We start from the raw sequence: 15,827 nt of genomic DNA, 5'->3' as shown, positions 1-15,827 counted from the left end.
GATGAACGAAATCGCACAGCTATTGATCTACGGCGTCGTGCTCGGCAGCGTTCTGACCATGGGGGCAATCGGGGTGTCGATGATCTTCGGCATCCTCCGTTTCGCCCACTTCGCCCATGGCGACTTCATGACGCTGGGTGCCTATATCGGACTCGCGTTCATATCCGCTTTCGGGCTGTCGCCCTGGTGGGCGCTGCCCGCCGCCATGATCGGCATGGCCGTCGTGGCGGTCACCATCGACCAGGTGCTCTACCGACGGATCCGCCGAACCCAGCCGGTGATCCTCCTGATCTCGTCGTTCGGCATGGCGCTGGTGCTGCGAAGCGTCGTGCAACTCGTCTGGGGCTCGGAGAACCAGTCCTACGCCACGGGCATCCAGTTTCCCTGGCGGCTGGACATTCTCGGCGGACTACGCATCAAGCCCGATCACGTATGGATCGTGCTGATCGCCGTGGTGCTGGTGGTCGCCGTGCACCTGTTTCTCACCCGCACCAAGATCGGCAAGGCGATGCGCGCCATGTCGGACAACATGGACCTCGCCCTGGTCACCGGCATCCCGGCCGAACGGGTGATCACCTGGACGTGGATCATCGGCGGGGCGCTCGCCGCCGCGGCCGGCGTGTTTCTCGGCATCGACACCCGGCTCTATCCCGTCATGGGGTGGACGGCGCTGCTGCCGGTATTCGCCGCCGCGATTCTTGGTGGCATCGGCCGGCCTTACGGCGCCATTGCCGGCGGCATGATCATCGGCATCGCCATGGAGATGTCGACCCTGATCATCCCCGGTGCCTACAAGCCGGCGGTGGCGTTCGCCATCATGGTCGCCATGCTCATCGTACGCCCTCAGGGTATCTTCAAGGGGACGCTGTGATGGAAATCACCGGCATAGCTGCCTACCTGGTCTCGTTCCTCACGTTCGCCGGCATTTACGCCGTGCTCGCTCTGGGGCTGAACATGCAGTGGGGCTTCACGGGGCAGTTCAACATCGGCATCGCCGGCTTCTTCGCCGTGGGCGCCTACACCAGCGCGATTCTCACCACCCCCGGGAGCCCGGCCTATGTCGGTGGCTTCGGCGCCCCGTTCCTCGTCGGCCTCATCGGCGCCATTGTCACCTCGGCACTGATCGGCTGGCTCATCGGCCTGATTACGGCACGGCTGCGCACCGACTATCTCGCGATCGCCACCATCGGCATCGCCGAGATCATCCGGCTGGTGCTGAAGAACGAGGAATGGCTCACCAACGGTGTCAGGGGCATTCCCGCCATTCCGCGGCCCCTCGCGGACACGCCACTGGACACTCCGATCACCTATCTGGTGATCGTGGTGCTGTTCGTGGTGGCGGTGTATTTCCTCGTGGAGCGGGCCTATATGTCGCCCTGGGGACGCGTGCTGCGCGCCATCCGCGAGAACGAGCCCGCCTCGGCGGCCTCCGGCAAGAACGTCGCCCGGTTCCGGCTGCAGGCGTTCACGGTGGGCTCGGCGATCATGGGCCTGGGCGGCGGGCTGTACGTGCACTTCTTCGGCTTCGTCAGCCCCGAGGCTTTCCGTCCGCTTTACGGAACGTTTCTGGTGTGGGTAATGCTCATCGCCGGCGGCAGCGGCAACAACCGCGGCGCATTGCTGGGTGCGGTGATCGTCTGGGGCCTGTGGTCCGGCACGGAAATGCTCACCGGCCTGCTGCCATCGGGCTACTCCACCCAGGCCGCCGCGTTGCGGGTGCTGCTCATCGGCGCACTGCTGCAGGTAATCCTGGTGACCCGGCCCGAGGGCCTGCTGCCGGAGAAAGCGCCACGGTTGATCGCGCGGCGTGAGAAGGCGGGGAACGAGCAGGAGTAGAAAGCTGAAAGTTGAAAGTCGCAAGCGGCGGATTGCGGCGGACGGACTCCGTGGCTGACCGTTAGTCGGTCGGGTTTCGGGTTTCGGGTTTCAGGGACCGGATATCGGCCACTCGGAACCCGGACCCCGGGACCCGATACTTTGAACTTGCTACTTGGGACTTTCCACTCATTGGGACTTTCCACTCAAACAAAAAAACCCCGGCCATCCGGGGTTTTTTGTTTGAGCCTTTGACGCCTTGCGCCTAGCTGCTCGGCTCGAAGACCTTCTTGGTGACGATCTCCCCACCCTCGAACGCCCAGTGGGCGAAGGTGCCGGGCACGTCACCGTTGTCGTCGAAGTTCACCGAACCGGACGCGCCCTGGTAGTCGATGTCCTCACCCTGCTCGAGAAGCTCGAGGGCCTTGGCGAATTCGCCGGGGCCAACCTGCTCGCCCGGCGGGTTGGCGACGTCACGGAGGTTGTCGCGGATCGCCACGGAGTCGACGGACCCGGCCTTCTGGGCAGCCAGCGCCAGTACGTAGACGGCGTCGTAGGCGGTATCCATGAACGGTTTGGGCGGCAACTGGCCGAAGCTCTCCTCATAGGAGGCAGTGAAATGCTGCGCCCCCGGGGAGTCCTCACGCGCCTGCGGCGCCGTGCCGACGGCACCCTCGACCGCCTGCGCGCCCAGATTCTCCACCAGCTCCGGGGCCTTCATGCCGTCGGTGAAGACGAACTTGTTGAAATAGCCGCCTTCCAGGGACTGCCGCAGAATCGTCTGGCCGTTCTGCGGATAGCCCACCAGGACCAGCGCATCGGCATCGCCCTTCGCGGCCTGCTGGAGCTCGCCGCGGTAGGCAGGCTGACCCTGCTCGTAGGCGACCATGCTGGTGACCTCGCCACCCTGGGCCTCGAACGCCTCCTTGAAGCTGTCCGCGAGCCCCTTGCCGTAGTCGTTGTTGATGTAGATGACGCCGGTAGCACCGTAACCCGCCTCGCTGGTGACCTCCGCGAGGGCCACGCCCTGGAAAGCATCCGAGGGCACGGTCCGGAAGAGGAAGTCACCGTCGTCGAGGGTCGTGATCACCGGCGACGTCGACGCGCCGCTGATTTGCGGGACCTTCTCCGGCTTCGACACGCTCTGCGCCACAGGGATGGTAACGCCACTGGACAGCGCCCCCACGAAGGCGCTCACACCCTCGATATTGGCCAGCTTCTGGGCGGCGTCCACGCCTGCCTGAGGCCGCGTCTGGGTATCACCCGCCTTGACCTCCATGTCCTCGCCGAGCACCCCGCCCGCGGCATTGATCTCCTCAGCGGCAAGCTGAATGCCATTCAGCGAAGGCTCGCCGTATGACTGCAGATCACCGGTGAGCGGTACCAGCGCGCCGATCTTCAAGGGCTCGGCACTCGCCGTAACGCTGGCGGCGAGCGCCAGCGCGGAGGCAGCACCGACAATCCGGCTTTTCAGGCTCATAGGATTTCACTCCCCTCTGCACATTTCTTCGTGTTACATAGAGACCCGGCGTCGACGGGCCGGCGCCGCGGCGCGCCCCGCCGAACGCCTGCCAGCGAGAATACCGTCTCTCGCCAGGTGCCTGCACCCAGCATAGACGATCCCGGCGGCACGTGGGCTGCGTGTTGCGCCTTCGCTTCAGGCGCCCTCGGCAACCGCCGGAGCCATGTCCTCGGCGCGTGTCTCCGGGGCATCATCGTGAAAACGCCGTCCCTCTGCGGCACGCGCCTCCAGGCCGGGCGCCGGGGTGAAACGCTCACCGTGCTGGGCGCGGAAGCCTTCCAGCCACCAGTGGATCCCGCCGGGGCCGACCGCATCCATGAAGCGGAACGGTCCACCGCGGAACGGCGGAAAACCGATGCCGAATACCGCACCGATGTCACCATCACGGGCGTTGCGCAGGATGCCTTCGTCGAGGCAGCGCACGGCCTCGTTGAGCATCATGCCGACGGTGCGCTGGATGATCTCGTCGTCGCTGACCACTTTGCCGGGCGCCACCCCGAGGAGCTCGTAGACGGTCTCGTCGACTTCCCTGCCCCGGCGTCGGCCGTCGTACCGGTAGAAACCACGCCCGGCCTTTTTGCCCAGACGGCCGTCATCGATCATGCGCCGGGAGGTCTCGTTGGGCCGCATGCGCTCGCCGAACGCTTCGTGGAGGATCGGGGCCACGTGCGCGCTGATGTCGATTCCCACCTCGTCGAGCAGCTTGAACGGTCCCACGGGGAAACCGAAGCGCACAAGCGTGCGGTCGATGCGGTCGATGGCCACGCCTTCACCGAGCAGGTGGACCGCTTCATTGATATACGGCGCGAGAATCCGGTTGACGTAGAAACCGGCACCGTCGCGCACGACGATGGGCGTTTTCCCCTGACGCCGACCCACCGCAACCGCCGTCGCGATCACCTCGGGCGCGGTGCCCTCGTGCGCGATGACCTCGAGCAGGGGCATTTTCTCTACCGGCGAGAAATAGTGCATGCCCACCACGTTCTCAGGGCGTCGCGCACCTTCGGCGATGCGCGCGATGGGAATCGACGAGGTGTTGGTGGCGAAGATGGCGGTCTCGCCGCACTCGCGCTCCACGTCCGCGACCATGCGGTGCTTGAGATCCAGATCCTCGAATACCGCTTCGATCACCAGATCCACCCGGGAGAAACCGGAGAAGTCCAGCGCCGGTGTCACCCGGCGCTCGACCAGACCGGCCTGGAACGACGTCAACGAACGCCGCCGCCGTCGCTCGTCGAGGCGTTCGCGCACGTAGCGCAGGCCGGTGGCAAGCCCTTCGGGGGTGACGTCCTTGAGCCGCACGGGAATCCCGCCCTTGTCGGCGCTGACGTAGCTGATGCCCGCGCCCATCAGCCCCGCACCGAGTACCGCCATGCGCCGGATCTCGCGGGGCTGTACATTCGGATCATCGACGCCGGAATCCTTCTTCATCGCCGTGGTGGCGAAATAGATGCCGATGAGCTCGCGGGCCTCCGGGGTCATCGCAAGCTCGCCGAAGCTCACGGCCTCCGCCTCCAGCCCCCGCGGCATCCCCTCTGCAAGGCCGGTCTCGACGCAGTCGATGATGCGCTCCGGTGCCGGGTAGTTCCCGTGGGTCTTCTCCCGCAGGCGTTTGCGGGCCCGTGAGCACACCACACCGCGCCCGGCCGGGTTGCCCTCGATGGCCCAACGGCCGATACGCCGCCACGCACCGGGTTCCCGCCGCCCCGGATCACTGCCAACCTGCCAGGCGCGATGGATCTCCTCGATGCGCTTGACCGCCGCCTGCGCCAGAATCGAGGGTGGCACGACATCCTCGACGAGGCCCAGACGCCGGGCCTTCGACGCACGCACCTGCTTGCCGGTGAGCATCAGGTCCAAGGCGGCAGGCACGCCGATCAGCCGTGGCAGACGCTGGGTACCCCCGCTGCCCGGCAGCAGGCCGAGCTGCACCTCGGGCAGCCCCAGGCGCGTGGCGTCGTCGCTCGTGCACACGCGGGTATGACAGGCGAGCGCGAGCTCGAGCCCGCCCCCGAGACACACACCGTCGATCGCCGCCACGACCGGCACCTTGAAATCGGCCAGCCGCGCGAAGATGCGCTGCCCGGTCCGCGAGAGCGCAGCCACTTCCTCTGCACTGGCGCAGTCACGGATCATGTTGATGTCGGCACCGGCTATGAACGAACCCCGCTTGGCGCTGATGAACACAAGACCACGCAGCTCGTTGTGCCGCTCGAGCTCGTCGAGCAGATGCCCTGCCGCGTTGATCATCTCCCGGCCGAGCGTGTTCTGGCTCTGGCCCGGGGCATCGATCCAGGCGAACGCGATGCCGTCGCCGTGCCACTCGAGGCGAATGGGGTTGTCCATCGTCTCCTCCGCATTGACCGTCTCGGCAGTGCTCATCACACCACCTCCAGGACCATGGCCGCGCCCAGACCGCCCGCCGCGCAGGCCGTCGCCAACCCGGTACCGCCGCCGCGGCGGCGCAGCTCGTTGAGCGTCTGCACGATCATGCGCCCGCCGGTGGCGGCGAACGGATGGCCGTAGGCAATGGAACCGCCGTTGACGTTGAGCCTGTCCCAGTCCACCTCGCCGATGGGCGCGTCCCGGCCGAGGCGCTCGCGGGCGAACTCCCGGTCCGGCCAGTACTTCAGGTTGGCCAGCGTCTGCGAGGCGAACGCCTCGTGAATATCCACCAGCGTGAGGTCGGTGAGCTTGAGTCCGGCGCGGTCGAGTGCGACCGGGGTCACGTAGCTCGGCCCGATGAGCCCGTCGTGGAACGGATCGACGGCGCGGAACGCCCACGAGCGGATGAACCCGAGCGGTTCGTAGCCAAGCGCCCGTGCGCGGGATTCACGCATGAGCACCAGGGCACTGGCGCCGTCGGTGAGCGGGGTGGCATTGCCCGCGGTCACCGTGCCGTGGCGCTTGTCGAAGGCCGGGCGCAGCTTGCCGAGGGACTCGACGGACGCGTCCGCGCGAATGTTGTTGTCACGGTGTATGTGGCTCGCCTCCCGGCCGACGAAGGCATGCATCACCTCGTCGTCCAGCCGGCCCGCCTCCCACGCCTCGTGGGCGAGGCGGTGCGAGCGTACGGCGAACTCGTCCTGCTGCTCGCGGCCGATGCCGTGACTCTTGGCCATCTGCTCGCCGATATCGCCCATGCCCAGGCCGGTGGAATAGTCCCGGATCGCCGGCGGGCGCGGCGCGAGGTCCCGCGGGCGCAGTCGCGCGAAGAGCTTCAGGCGCTCGCCGAGGCTCTTCGCCTTGCTCGCGCGCAACAGCGTCTCGGCGAGCTTTTTCGACACGCCGATGGGCAACACCGAGGCCGAATCCGCGCCGCCGGCGAGGCCCACGTCGATATGGCCGAGCTCGATGGCCGCAGCAACGTCGGCGGTACTCTGGAAACTCGTGGCGCAGGCCCGCGAGACGCTGTAAGCGTCGGTGGCCGCGTCCATGCCGGCGCCGAGCACCACCTCACGGGCGATATTCGGGGCCTCGGGCTGTATCACCACTTGCCCGTAGACCACCCGCTCGATCAGCACCGGGTCCAGGTCCAGCCGCGTGAGCAGCTCGTTGACCACCAGCGTGCCGAGCTCGATGGCGGTCATTCCCTGATAAGCGGTGAGCTGCCGGGCGAACGGCGTGCGCAGCCCACCGACGACTGCCACTCTGTCCTTGCTCTTGCTGCGGGGACGCCGCGTCCCGCCCCGCGTGCTGCCACCGGCTTTGGTTTGGCTCTCTGCCACGGTCTCCCTCCCAACGATTGGCCGACCATACGCGTGCGTATGGTGCGAGATTCTCCAGACGGTCACCGCCCTGTCAACTGTAGCGCCCCGTGCCTCAGAGGGTCGCGCTGGCGCCTGCCGGCCCGCGAGCGAGCACACCCCGGATCAGGTCGAGCCCCCGGCGCACATCGCCACGCTGAGGCGGCGCTGTGATCGCGAGGCGCACCGCCTGCGGCACAGGGTAGCGCCCGACGGCGAACGGCTCCCCGCCCTTGACCACGACCCCGGCCGCCGCGCAGGCATGGACGAACTCAGCGGCCCGCCACGGCTCCGGCAGGGTCAGCCACACATTGAACCCATAAGGCCGGGCACGGAAATCCAGTCCCTCCAGCCGCTCCGCGACCAGGGCCTGGCGCGCACCGATTTCCTCGCGTTGCCAGCGCGCCAGCTCATCGGCCGCACCACTGGCGATCCACCGGCAGGCGACCTCGGCGTTGAGCGGCGGCGTCATCCAGCATTGGCCCCGCAACGCCTGCGACAGCGGGCCGATGAGACGACGGGGTGCGCGTACGACACCGACGCGCAATCCGCCAGCGAGAATCTTCGACACGCTGGTCACGTAGACCACGTTTTCCGGCGCGAGATCCATCAAAGCCGGTGGACGTTCATCACGCTGGACCAGATGTACCGCATCTTCGATCACGGTGATGCCGTATCGCTGCGCGATCTCGAGCAGCGCATGCCGGCGCGAGCGGGGCAGGCACACTGTCGTCGGGTTGTTCTGATCCGGCGTCACGTAGACCAGCCGCACGCCGTGCTGCCGGCACGCGGACTCGAGCGCCTCGGGGACGATGCCGTGCTCATCGAGCTCCACCGGCACGTGTCGCAAACCAAGCCCGCGAGCGGCGGCGATGAGCCCGGGATAGACGAGCCCCGCCGAGGCGACGGTCTCCCCCGCCCGTGCGAGAGCGGACAGCGTCAGATACACCCCGTGGAGCCCACCCAGCGTCAGCAGGGTTTCCTCTGCCGCCAGCTCCACCCCCCAGCCCCGGAGCCAGTCAGCCAGGACCTCGCGGTGCCGGGGCAGCCCCGCCTCCGGCTGATAGGAAAGGCAGGCCTGAAGTGCACGGGGATCGTCGGCAATGCCGCGAAGCGCGTCGGCGAGGGTGGGACCGCGCCGCCCGGGCACCGGGAAGGCGAGCCCGAAGTCCACATGCCCGTCCCCCGCGCCCTCCGGCTTGAGGGCGAAATCCTCGACCCCGTTCCCATCGGTGGGCCGCACGTAAGTGCCGCTGCCCACCTGACCATGCACCAGCCCACGCCGTTCCGCTTCGGCATATCCCCGGGTGACGGTCCCCACGGTCACGCCCAGGGCGTCCGCCAGCGCCCGGTGCGTGGGCAGCCGGTCACCGGGCACGAGTGCCTCGGTCTCCACGGCCTCTGCGATCGCTTCCGCCAGAGCCCGGTAACGGGGGCCGGCGTATCGGGTCAGATCGGGACACCAATTTGTATCCATGACAAATCTCTAGTTTACAGAGACAAAATGCTGAGTAACATGAGGACAAACGCTATTTTACTAGCACAAATAGAGATTTGTAACCGTAACAATTCTGCATCGCCGGAGAATGAGGAGCGCCCGCCGTGCTTTCCCCCGATCAATATCTCGCGATCGCGCTGTTCGTCTTTGCACTCTCGGCAACCCCGGGCCCGAACAACGTCATGCTCACGGCCGCCGGGGCGAACTTCGGCCTGCGCCGCACCGTCCCACACCTACTCGGCGTCAGTACCGGTCTGGGCGCCCTGATCACGTTGGTGGCTATGGGCCTCGGCAGCCTGTTGACGCGCTACCCGGCCATGCACGTGGCACTGCAAATCGCCGGTAGCGTCTACTTGCTCTACCTCGCATGGCGCATCGCCACGGCGGACAACGCCGCCACGGGTGCCAAGGTCCACGCGCCGATCCGGTTCGTCGAAGCCTTCGGTTTTCAGTTCGCGAACCCGAAAGTCTGGATAATGGGCATTTCCGCGGTGGGCCTGTTCACCGAGCCGGGAGAGCGTTACGCACTGTCCGCGGCCACCGTCGTCGTCGTGGCCATGGCGGTCAACCTGCCTTCCGTGAGCCTGTGGGCGTGCTTCGGCACGGTGATCGGCCGTTTTCTCCACGAGCCAACCATCCGCCGGCGCTTCAACTACGTGATGGGGGCCATGACCGCCGCATGCGTCGCACTGGTGGTGCTGTAGGCCAGTATGCCGGGACACTAGTTCGAGAAGAGAATACCCGCACGCACTTCGAAGCGTGGCGGGTTGCGATACGGATCCGGGTCGCGCGGCCAGCGATGGAGATCCTTCGCCTGCACCTGTGGCCATGCGTACTCCGCGTCACCGACGCGGCCACGGACGATGTCGGTCACCGGGCCACGCACGGTCACGACGCGGCCGGGCGCATAGTCCACGGGATCGAGAAAGCCGGGATGCACCACGACGAACCGCCCCTGCGCCGGCCTGTCGTACACATCGGGGCGCTGGTCGCGCTCCAGCGGATACGCCAGCACTTCGAGACGCGTGGCCTCCGCCTCGTTACTCACGCGGACGATGCGCCCGCCCCAGAGCATCTCGCGGCCTTCGGGCACGGCGCCACTCTCGGCGACCGCCGCCGGCGAGGGCTCGCGACTGGCTGTCTCCTCCGCGAGCGGCCCACCGGCGGCACAGCCGGCGAGTACCGGCATCAGCATCAACGCGGCAATCCAGGTACGCATCGGCTCACCAGTAGTAGTAGGGGTAGTGATACGGGTAATGCCGGAAATGCCAGGGGCTCGGGTAACCCCACCAGGGATCGTAGTACGGCCCGTACCGCGCCGGATCACGACGCTGTCGCGCCTGCCAGAGCACGTGGCCACTGGCGTCGACGACCGGGTAATCGTAGGCGTAGTCGCCGATGGCGCGGGTCCGGGTGCGTACCAGGGTCCCCACCACCGTGATCTCGCGGCCGGTCGTGTAGACGGCCGGGTCCAGGAACGAATCGATACTGGCCAGGAAACGGCCGTCGCTGCGGCTATCGTCACGGGGACGAGCGCGGCTGTCCAGGGGACGCGCCACAACGGCCACCAGGGTACGGTCGGCCTCGTTCATCACCTCCGCGATCGTGCCGCCCCAGCGTACCCGCTCGCCCTGGTGCGCCGCAGGATCGGCCCGCGCGTCGGCCACGCCCGGGGAGTCGGCGGGAGCGTCCCGGAGCGCTTCGGGCACGGTCGCGCAACCGGCGAGCAGGGCCCCCGCACAGATAGCCAGGATGATTCGCATGGTCCCACCTCCACTACGCGATGGCCGCGTAGCAGCCGCCGGTAACATCGGCCAGGTCGGCCGGTGCCAACTCGATCTCTAGCCCGCGCCGGCCGGCACTCACGAACACCGTCTCGAACGCGTCGGCGCTCACATCGATCACCGTTGTCAGAGCGCGCTTCTGCCCCAGCGGGCTGATACCGCCGGTAACGTAACCGGTTACGCGCTCGGCCTCGTCAGCCGCCGCCAACGCCGCCTTCTTCGCGCCGCACGCCGCCGCCAGGGCCTTGAGGTCGAGCTCGCGCGCCACCGGCACGACGGCCACGACGAACCGGGCCGGCGGGAGCCCGGCGACGAGGGTCTTGAACACCCTCGCCGGATCCTGCCCCAGGCGCTGCGCGGCCTCGAGCCCGTAACTGTGCGCCCGCGGATCGTGCTCGTAGCGGTGCAGGTGAAACCGCACCCCGGCGGCTTCGGCAGCACGCACCGCGGGCGTCATGCCAGCGTCTCCCGATCATACCGTTTAGAGTGCGCCGGCACGGCAGCGTTCACTCGCCCGTCGCGTTCATATGGTAGAGGCGATCGATATTGCGCCGCCCATCCACACTGACGTCCAGATCCTTCACGCGACCGTCGGAGAGACCATAGACCCAGCCGTGAACGGCCAAGGGCTGCCCCCGGGCCCAGGCATTCTGCACGATGGTCGTGTGGCAGACATTGCGTACCTGCTCGACCACATTGAGCTCACACAGCCGGTCGGCACGACGGTGCTCGTCGTCGATGCCGTCCAGGTCGTCCGCGTGCACGCGGTAGACATCCTTGATGTGGCGCAGCCAGTTGTCGATGAGCCCTAGCTGACGGTGGCCCATGGCGGCACGGACACCACCGCAGCCGTAGTGCCCGGTGACGATCACGTGGCGCACCTGCAGCACCTCGACGGCGAACTGCAGCACCGACATGGCATTCATGTCGCTGTGGACGACCACGTTGGCGATGTTGCGGTGGACGAAGAGCTCCCCGGGAAGCAGATCCACGATCTCGTTCGCCGGAACGCGGCTGTCCGAGCAGCCGATCCACAGGTAGTCCGGGTTCTGCTGCTCCGCCAGCGTGGGAAAGAAGGACGGCCGGTCCCGGGAGATACGCTCGGACCAACGCCGGTTGTTCTCGATGAGATGCTCTAACCCGCTCATGAGATGCCTCCGTGTTGCCGGGGCGCATTCTACACGCTCCGCGGTATCGCCCGCTCGAAGCCGAGCGTCCCGGCCAGCTCGCTCAACAGTGCGTCATAGGCACGCGCAGCCGGGCTGCGCGGGGCATACACGCCCACCGGCGCCTCTTCGAGGCCCATGCGCTCGACCACGCTGGCGTACGGCACCCAGCTCGCAAGACGCTTGGCGAAGGGCTCCGGCGGCGACGCCAGCCACTCCCGATGCAGCCGCCGGCGGCGGTCGACGAGGCTGAAAAACGGCCGGAGGCGGCGGCGTATGCCGCGCTTGTCGTCCCAGTGCGCCTGCATCTGCGACCACGCCCGCAATGACAGGGGGCTGGGAACCACCGGCACCAGCACCGTATCGGCGGCTCGTGCCACCTGCTCGGCAAGCTCCGAGAGCGTCGGCGGACAATCGAGGATCGTCACGGCGTACTGCTCGCTGAATGGTTCGAGCAGCCCCTGGAGGTGCTTGCGCGATTCGGATGTCTTGCGCAACATCCGGTCGAGCTCGCGCCATGCCCCATCCGCGGGCAACACGTCCACGTTGGCGTATGGCGTGGCGCGGACTTCCCTGCCCAGCGGCGACTTGCCCGCGAGCAACTTGCTGGGCTTGCGCGCCAGCCCGTTGTCGGCGCCCAGGTAGAAGCTCGCCGCGCCCTGGGCATCCAGATCCCACAGCAGGGTGGGCAGCCCGGCCTGGCCGGCGTGCCAGGCGAGATTGACGGCGGCAGCGGTTTTGCCGACGCCGCCCTTGACGTTGTGCAACGCGAGGACGTTCATTCGCCCGCGCCGGCACGAGCGAAGGCGTCGAGCGCGTTGCCGACCTTCTCGAGCACCTGATCGCACCCCTCGATGCCGTGGCGCTCGGCAAGATACTCCGGCGTGTTGTAGCCAATGTGCACGCCGGAGTCGTTCTTCCACACGAGCATTTTCATGGGCAGGTCGATGGCCGTGCTGCGCGCGCACTGCATCAGACGCGTCCCCACCTTGGGGTTGCCGAAGATCACCAACTCGGTAGGGGCGAGCGTCAAACCGGCGCGCTTGGCACCGGCCGCGTGATCGATGCGGGCGAAAACCGTCATGCCCTTGTCTTTCAGGGCATTCACCAGGCGGTCGGCGGTGGTGGCCACATCGTGTTCGCTCGCGATCGTGCGCATGCCCTCGGCGGCATGGACCGTCGACACCACGGCGAGACACAGGGCGACGGCGAGGGCCGGGATGCGACGCATGATGGCTGCCTCCTTACTCGACGTTCTTCTTGTCGCGAACCCATGGTATCAGGCCGCCGGCGAGGAGTACGTCCACCTGCCGCGACGACAGGGCATGGCGAAAGGTATAGCGCTGGTCGCGGCTATGGTTCACGGCGGCGAGCACACTGTCGCCACGTGCCAGCGCCGTACGCAGAGCGTCCAGCTCGAGCTCGTCGTCATGCTGTATGCGCTCGTAGTCGCCGGGATCGTCGAAGGTCAGCGGCAGCACCCCGAAATTGACGAGATTCTGCCAGTGAATGCGTGCGAAGGATTTGGCGATCACCGCGCGCACACCGAGGTAAGCGGGGGCGAGCGCGGCGTGCTCGCGGCTCGAGCCCTGACCGTAGTTCTCGCCCCCGACCACGAGCGAGCCCGTGTCACCCTGGGCCATGGCGCGATCGTAATAGCTTTCGTCGATGCGCGAAAACGCGAACTTGCTGATTTCCGGAATATTGCTGCGGTAAGGCAGAACCTTCGCGCCGGCCGGCATGATCTCGTCGGTGGAAACGTCGTCGCCGGTTTTCAGCAGTACCGGCGCCCGCACGCGTTCCGGCAATGGCTCGGTCCGGGGCAGCGCCTTGATGTTGGGCCCCTTCTCCAGGCGTAGATCGCGGCCATCGTCGGCGGGTGGGCAGAGGATATCCACGTCCACCTCCACGGATGAAGGCTCGCGGAAGCGTGGGTATGGCATATCCAGTGTGCGCGGATCGGTGATGACGCCCGTGAGCGCGGAGGCGGCGGCGACCTCGGGGCTGCAGAGGTAGACCTGATCCTCGCGGGTACCGGAGCGGCCGGGAAAGTTGCGCGGCACGGTGCGCAGGCTGATTCGCCCGGTGGCCGGCGCCTGCCCCATGCCGATGCAGCCGTTACAGCCGGCCTGGTGAAGTCGCGCGCCGGCGGTGATCAGGTTGCCGAGCACGCCCAGGCCGATCATGTTCGCGAGAATCTGCCGGGAGGTCGGGTTCACGTCGAAGGACACACCGTCGGCGATCCGTCGGCCAGCGACGATGTTTCCGGCAATGGCGAAATCCCGCAGACCCGGGTTGGCCGAGGAGCCGATGTAGGCCTGGTAAATGGGCCGGCCGGCGACCTCACGCACGGGCACGACGTTCTCCGGGCTGCTGGGCAGTGCGATCAGCGGCTCCATTGCCGAGAGATCGATCCGGTCGGTGATGTCGTAGTGGGCGCCGGGATCGGCGGCAAGCGCGCGCCAGGCCTCCTCCCGGCCTTGCTGGTGCAGGAACGCCCGGGTCTGCTCGTCCGCCGGGAAAACCGTCGCCGTCGCGCCGAGCTCTGCACCCATGTTGGCGATCACGTGACGGTCCATGGCCGTGAGACCGGCGACGCCCGGGCCGTGGTATTCGATGATTCGCCCGACGCCGCCGGAGACACCGTGTCGGCGCAGCATCTCCAGGATGACGTCCTTGGCGCTCACCCAGTCCGGGAGCTCGCCGGTGAGCTCCACGCCCATCACCTCGGGCATTCGCGTGTAAAAGGGCTCACCCGCCATGGCCATCGCCACCTCGAGGCCGCCGGCACCGATGGCAAGCATGCCCAGAGCGCCGGCCGCACAGGTATGGCTGTCGGAGCCGAGCAGGCTTTTACCGGGAGCACCGAAACGCTCCATGTGCACCGGATGGCTCACGCCGTTGCCGGGCGGGCTGAACCACACGCCGTACTTCTTCGCCGCACTGGCGAGGAAGACGTGATCGTCCGGATTCTTGAAATCCTCCTGGATGAGGTTGTGATCGACGTACTGCGCGGAGAGCTCGGTGCGCACCCGCTCCAGCCCCATCGCCTCGAACTCGAGCATCACCAGCGTCCCGGTGGCGTCCTGGGTCAGGGTCTGGTCGATGCGCAGACCGATCTCGCAGCCGGGTGTCATCTCGCCGGAGACGAGGTGGTCGGCGATCAGCTTCTGGGCGACATTGCGCGCCATATCACGGCCCTCCTCGCGTGCCCGCCTGCAATCGAACCGACACACTTCTGGGGCATTGGGCTGGTCCCTTCAGAATACAACCGGACGCCGCCATTCCGCCCGGGCGATACGCCAGTAGGCCCGCCACCGCACCACCAGCGCCTCCGGCGACTCGGCATAAAGACGTCGGCCAAGCAACAGGGCGTCGTGCTGAAGCCCGCCACGGCGCTCGCCCAGTGCATCGGCAACCGCCGCGCGTGTGGGCGCCGCACCGAACAGCGCCGGCTCGCGGGCGAGCAATTCCTGCATCGCGGCCAGATCGTGTTCGTCGCCGAGGGTGTCCGAGAGCTGCTTGAGGGCCTTGCGCCGAGCCCCCAGCATGCTGCGCCAGCAGCGCTCGAACAAACACGTGTGGTACCACTGATCCTTCACGCGCTTGCGCCACTCGTGCAAACGATCGGCGGTAAGGGCGTCGCTCACGTCTGCCAGCCGCCGGCCACCGTCGCGGTAGCTGCGGTGCAACCCCGGGCGCAACAGTCCGAAGCCCCGGCCCTTGAGGGGCCAGCGGCTCACGGCGGTACGGGCCTCCGCCAGCGCCTCGCGCACCGCGGGCACGTCATCGCCGGCACCACCACCTTCCGCCGCGGCATCGGCGCGTTCGGCCAGGCGCGCGCGCACCCGGGCCATGGCCGGCGAGCCGAAGCGCCGCGGCTGTGCCGCTGCCAGAGCGTCCCAGGCTTCGACCATCGCCGTCGCCTCGCGGAACTCGGCCAGCCGACGAGCGAGATCGCGGTAGCGCGTGTTCTCCCCGGCAAAAGCTCCGCCCAACGGCTTGCGCACGAGGCGCAGCACCGCCCGTATCTCCTTGAAACGCTTGCGCGCCTCGTGCACGCCTTCCGCCAGCCGCTCCCGGGGGGCGGACAAGGCCGCGTCGGCCTCGTCGACACGCTCGATCACGATGCGGCGGATCTCGTCGTCGGCGCGGTGCTGGGGGCGGATTCGGTAAGCCATGCGGTAGCTCGCGCGTTGTTGATATTGGCGCAGCCTGCACGGTCCGCGGCGTGTGCGGCAACTGCCAGCGGTAGGGGGAAATCGGACCATCCGCGCCCCAACTGGGGCACACCCC

15 protein-coding genes are annotated in these 15,827 nt (G+C 67.5%); 3 read left to right on the top strand and 12 right to left on the bottom strand.

Annotated features, from left to right (window positions below; all coding sequences use genetic code 11):
- Position 1: 1 nt before the first annotated feature.
- Positions 2 to 871, top strand: coding sequence for a branched-chain amino acid ABC transporter permease (locus tag ACPEES_RS17570; RefSeq protein WP_435104881.1), 870 nt, complete (start codon positions 2 to 4; stop codon positions 869 to 871).
- Positions 871 to 1,836, top strand: a complete 966-nt coding sequence (locus ACPEES_RS17565; protein ID WP_435104880.1) for a branched-chain amino acid ABC transporter permease — start codon at positions 871 to 873, stop codon at positions 1,834 to 1,836. The genes ACPEES_RS17570 and ACPEES_RS17565 overlap by 1 nt, the downstream gene beginning before the upstream one ends.
- 244 nt (positions 1,837 to 2,080) lie before the next feature.
- Here ACPEES_RS17565 and ACPEES_RS17560 read toward each other — a convergent pair whose 3' ends face one another.
- The 4 genes from ACPEES_RS17560 to ACPEES_RS17545 form a co-directional block, all read right to left on the bottom strand.
- Positions 2,081 to 3,295 carry an ABC transporter substrate-binding protein gene (locus ACPEES_RS17560; protein ID WP_435104879.1) on the bottom strand — a complete coding sequence of 405 codons (1,215 nt, stop codon included), beginning with the start codon at positions 3,293 to 3,295 and terminating at the stop codon, positions 2,081 to 2,083.
- A 177-nt stretch (positions 3,296 to 3,472) separates the two neighbouring features.
- Positions 3,473 to 5,719 (bottom strand): fatty acid oxidation complex subunit alpha FadJ, encoded by a 2,247-nt coding sequence (gene fadJ / locus ACPEES_RS17555; RefSeq protein WP_435104878.1) that lies wholly within the window; start codon positions 5,717 to 5,719, stop codon positions 3,473 to 3,475.
- On the bottom strand, positions 5,719 to 7,065 hold the full coding sequence (gene fadI, locus ACPEES_RS17550) for an acetyl-CoA C-acyltransferase FadI (RefSeq protein WP_435104877.1): 1,347 nt from the start codon (positions 7,063 to 7,065) through the stop codon (positions 5,719 to 5,721). The genes fadJ and fadI overlap by 1 nt, the downstream gene beginning before the upstream one ends.
- A gap of 94 nt (positions 7,066 to 7,159) precedes the next feature.
- The gene (locus ACPEES_RS17545; RefSeq protein ID WP_435104876.1) at positions 7,160 to 8,560 is read right to left on the bottom strand and encodes a PLP-dependent aminotransferase family protein; all 1,401 of its coding nucleotides are present in this window, start codon (positions 8,558 to 8,560) and stop codon (positions 7,160 to 7,162) included.
- Between the two features lie 125 nt (positions 8,561 to 8,685).
- Between ACPEES_RS17545 and ACPEES_RS17540 the strand changes: the two genes are divergently transcribed.
- Positions 8,686 to 9,285: a LysE family translocator gene (locus ACPEES_RS17540; protein WP_435104875.1), complete on the top strand. Its 600-nt coding sequence runs from the start codon at positions 8,686 to 8,688 to the stop codon at positions 9,283 to 9,285.
- Between the two features lie 17 nt (positions 9,286 to 9,302).
- Here ACPEES_RS17540 and ACPEES_RS17535 read toward each other — a convergent pair whose 3' ends face one another.
- From ACPEES_RS17535 to ACPEES_RS17500, 8 genes are all read right to left on the bottom strand, one after another.
- Positions 9,303 to 9,800 (bottom strand): Slp family lipoprotein, encoded by a 498-nt coding sequence (locus ACPEES_RS17535; protein ID WP_435104874.1) that lies wholly within the window; start codon positions 9,798 to 9,800, stop codon positions 9,303 to 9,305.
- A 4-nt stretch (positions 9,801 to 9,804) separates the two neighbouring features.
- Complete coding sequence (locus tag ACPEES_RS17530; protein WP_435104873.1) at positions 9,805 to 10,344, bottom strand: Slp family lipoprotein; 540 nt, start codon at positions 10,342 to 10,344, stop codon at positions 9,805 to 9,807.
- Positions 10,345 to 10,357: 13 nt separating this feature from the next.
- The gene (gene ybaK, locus ACPEES_RS17525; RefSeq protein WP_435104872.1) at positions 10,358 to 10,822 is read right to left on the bottom strand and encodes a Cys-tRNA(Pro) deacylase; all 465 of its coding nucleotides are present in this window, start codon (positions 10,820 to 10,822) and stop codon (positions 10,358 to 10,360) included.
- Positions 10,823 to 10,871: 49 nt separating this feature from the next.
- Entirely contained in the window at positions 10,872 to 11,513 is a 642-nt protein-coding gene (gene can / locus ACPEES_RS17520) for a carbonate dehydratase (protein WP_435104871.1), read from the bottom strand.
- A 29-nt stretch (positions 11,514 to 11,542) separates the two neighbouring features.
- Positions 11,543 to 12,313, bottom strand: a complete 771-nt coding sequence (locus tag ACPEES_RS17515; protein ID WP_435104870.1) for a ParA family protein — start codon at positions 12,311 to 12,313, stop codon at positions 11,543 to 11,545.
- The gene (locus tag ACPEES_RS17510) at positions 12,310 to 12,762 is read right to left on the bottom strand and encodes a DUF302 domain-containing protein (RefSeq protein ID WP_435104869.1); all 453 of its coding nucleotides are present in this window, start codon (positions 12,760 to 12,762) and stop codon (positions 12,310 to 12,312) included. Before ACPEES_RS17510 ends, ACPEES_RS17515 begins: the two co-directional genes overlap by 4 nt.
- 13 nt (positions 12,763 to 12,775) lie before the next feature.
- The gene (locus tag ACPEES_RS17505; RefSeq protein WP_435104868.1) at positions 12,776 to 14,722 is read right to left on the bottom strand and encodes an aconitate hydratase; all 1,947 of its coding nucleotides are present in this window, start codon (positions 14,720 to 14,722) and stop codon (positions 12,776 to 12,778) included.
- 69 nt (positions 14,723 to 14,791) lie between these two features.
- Entirely contained in the window at positions 14,792 to 15,712 is a 921-nt protein-coding gene (locus ACPEES_RS17500) for a CHAD domain-containing protein (protein WP_435104867.1), read from the bottom strand.
- Positions 15,713 to 15,827: the final 115 nt, after the last annotated feature.

The sequence above is a fragment of the Arhodomonas sp. AD133 genome, assembly GCF_051195215.1.
Lineage (GTDB): Bacteria > Pseudomonadota > Gammaproteobacteria > Nitrococcales > Nitrococcaceae > Arhodomonas.
The sequence above is the reverse complement of the archived record's forward strand: the minus strand, read 5'-3'. Positions and strand labels throughout refer to the sequence as shown.